Source organism: Micromonospora sp. NPDC002575 (assembly GCF_042889525.1).
In the GTDB taxonomy this organism is placed as follows: domain Bacteria; phylum Actinomycetota; class Actinomycetes; order Mycobacteriales; family Micromonosporaceae; genus Micromonospora; species Micromonospora carbonacea.
This window is the reverse complement of sequence record NZ_JBIARA010000060.1, coordinates 1-2,333: the sequence shown is the minus strand read 5'-3', so window position 1 is coordinate 2,333 and position 2,333 is coordinate 1. Positions and strand designations below refer to the sequence as shown.

General features: G+C 73.0%; 6 protein-coding genes. All 6 read right to left on the bottom strand.

The window, feature by feature from the left end:
* The coding region (locus tag ACFYWL_RS31055; protein ID WP_386980359.1) for a hypothetical protein at window positions 1–264 on the bottom strand (264 nt) is incomplete at its 3' end.
* Entirely contained in the window at window positions 264–425 is a 162-nt protein-coding gene (locus ACFYWL_RS31050; RefSeq protein ID WP_386980356.1) for a hypothetical protein, read from the bottom strand. The genes ACFYWL_RS31050 and ACFYWL_RS31055, both read right to left, overlap by 1 nt.
* Window positions 422–658 carry a hypothetical protein gene (locus ACFYWL_RS31045; protein ID WP_386980353.1) on the bottom strand — a complete coding sequence of 79 codons (237 nt, stop codon included), beginning with the start codon at window positions 656–658 and terminating at the stop codon, window positions 422–424. Before ACFYWL_RS31045 ends, ACFYWL_RS31050 begins: the two co-directional genes overlap by 4 nt.
* Before the next feature lie 112 nt (window positions 659–770).
* The gene (locus ACFYWL_RS31040; RefSeq protein WP_386980350.1) at window positions 771–1,229 is read right to left on the bottom strand and encodes a hypothetical protein; all 459 of its coding nucleotides are present in this window, start codon (window positions 1,227–1,229) and stop codon (window positions 771–773) included.
* Window positions 1,229–2,059 (bottom strand): hypothetical protein, encoded by an 831-nt coding sequence (locus tag ACFYWL_RS31035; protein WP_386980347.1) that lies wholly within the window; start codon window positions 2,057–2,059, stop codon window positions 1,229–1,231. Before ACFYWL_RS31035 ends, ACFYWL_RS31040 begins: the two co-directional genes overlap by 1 nt.
* 6 nt (window positions 2,060–2,065) lie before the next feature.
* Window positions 2,066–2,333, bottom strand: a 268-nt coding sequence (locus ACFYWL_RS31030; protein WP_386980344.1) for a hypothetical protein, incomplete at its 5' end; no start/stop codon positions are given.

Genomic DNA, 2,333 nt, shown 5'->3' with positions numbered 1-2,333 from the left:
GGACGCCCAGAACGTCCGCGAGCTGTGGGCGGGGGTGATCTCACCGCCCACGACCGGTGTGAACCGGCTGCCGAGCGCCGGGGTGGGTACCGTGCCGGACGTGGTCTGCCAGCCCGACATCGCGCCGGTCTCGCCCTCCAGCGCCGTACCTGCGTCCAGCTCCGCCCGGGACGGCGCCGCCTTGCTCGCGATCGCCGGCACCCACAGCACCTTCGTCCTGCCGCGCCGGTAGTACCGCACCGACGGGTTGATCGGAGTCGCCATCAGCTCTCACTCTCCTTGCGCCGGCGGCCCGTCGCCGCGGCCTTCGTTGCCTTGGGCGGGGCGGCCACCTGCCAGCCCGACGCCTGGTAGTGCGGCACCGACACCTCGTCGACCTCGATCTCCTGATCCAGGCCGGGGTGCGTCATCGTGACCCGGCTCATGACACCGGCACCCGCAGCACCGCCACGTCCACCGAGGTGACGTCGTCGTACGTGATCGACGCCCGCCCGGTGGCCGGGTTGCGGTAGTCGTTCGTGACCGGGATTGCCTCCACGGCGCCCGCAGCCACCGGGACCGGCCGGTCCGCGATGGCCAGGCCGTTGACCGTGCCGGGCGTCACCAGCGTCACCGTGTGGGATGACGAGTCGCCGTTGCGCACCAGCAGCAGCAGCACACCCGCCCCGCCTGGCAGTCGTCCCCGCCAGCCGCCGTCGGCACGTACGGCACAGCCGCACCGGCGAGGCCGACGACGGTCGTGGTCAGTGCAGCCATCTGCTCCTCCTCATCTACGTGAATGCGCGGCCGGCCACCGTCAGCAGCAGCACCGCCTGTACTCCGTCGCCTGTCTGGACCTGGGACAGCTGACTCGCCTCGATCGCCGCCTCCACCCCCACCAGCCCGAGCGACGGATCAGCCGCCAGCCAGACCTCCACCCGCCCGCCGATCTCGTACACCCGCATGCGGGCGTCCCGGATGTCCTTCTCGCCGCGGGAGGCGATCGCCGCGACCGTGACCTGCCACTGCTCCTCACGGCGCGTGCCCAACCCGACCCACCCGCCGAGGGTCTGCGCGGCCTGCATGTCGCCCTCCGGGTCGCCGTCGAAGCCGACGATCAGCCAGTCCGGCCCGCTGTCGCCCGCGATCTCCGGGCCGTCCGACACGAGCACATCCGCCAGCTGGTCGCGGGCCTCGGACCGGCCGAGTGCGGTCAGGGCGTCGATCACCTCGGGGACTCTCGAACCCATCACGCCACTCCTGGGGGAAGCCGGTCGGGTGCCAGCAGTTCCAGCGCCCGGTTCGGGATGGCGTAGCCGAGGCCCGGGATCGGCTCGGTCACGCTGTAGTCCTCGCCTCCTCCGGCCAGGGCGCCGCGGCGGCCCGCCCGCTGAGTGCGCCACAAGTGGTCGAGGATGATGCGGGCGCCGCCGGTGATGTTCTCCGCGATGGCCGTGCGCCCCGCGGTGTAGGTGAACTTCAGCCGCCCGGACAGGTGTCCGCCGTCCAGGCGGTACACCTCGCCCGTGGCGCCGTCCACGTCCAGGTCATCGGTGCTGTATCCGGACGCGCCCGTCAGCACGGCCTCGACGGCCGTCACCGCGAGGACGGGGGTGTGCAGCAGCACGACCGCCGCCGCGTTGCGCACGGTGTGCTGCTCGACGACCGTGCGGGCGACGATCGGGCCGGTGTGGTACTCCACGGCCCGGGTGGTGACGTTGTTCCAGTAGCGGACCTCGTCGTCGTCCGACGTGCTCTTGAGGTTGAGGTGGTCGCGGGCGTCGGCCATCGACAGGATCGCCGGGGGCGCCTCGTCGTAGACGTCGAGGACGTCGGTGTAGGCGTGAGCCGGGCCGGTGAAGACCCAGCGCACGGTGTGCCGCCCGGGAACGCTGGTGATGTAGTCGGCCGTGTACCGGCCTGTCTCGGCGGGCGGGTTGGCCACGGCCGGGGCCGCGGTGGAGCCGTCCGGCAGGGTGACGGTGACCGTGGCGGTGGCGGCGTTGGTGAGGGTGCCGTCAGGGTCCCGGCACGGGGCGGTCAGGCGCGCGGTGGCGCCGAGGTCGTACGGCACGCTCACCCCCGGTCAGCGAGTCTCGACGGTGTCGCCGCGGCCGCCGCCCCGCGAGGCCTCGGCCGCCTTCTCCGCGCGGGCCTGGTCGCCCGCCCGGGCACGGGCGAGGACCGTCTCGCGTTGGGAGGCGATGCCCTTGCGGTTCTCGCCCGCGGCTTCCGCGTCCAGTACGCGCATGGCTTCCTCCTCTGTGGCGTCCTGCAGGTATGCCAGGACGTCCTTGACCTGGTACCCGGTCGGGTCGAACGCGGGCCCGTCCTCGGGCTCGGGGCGGGGCAGG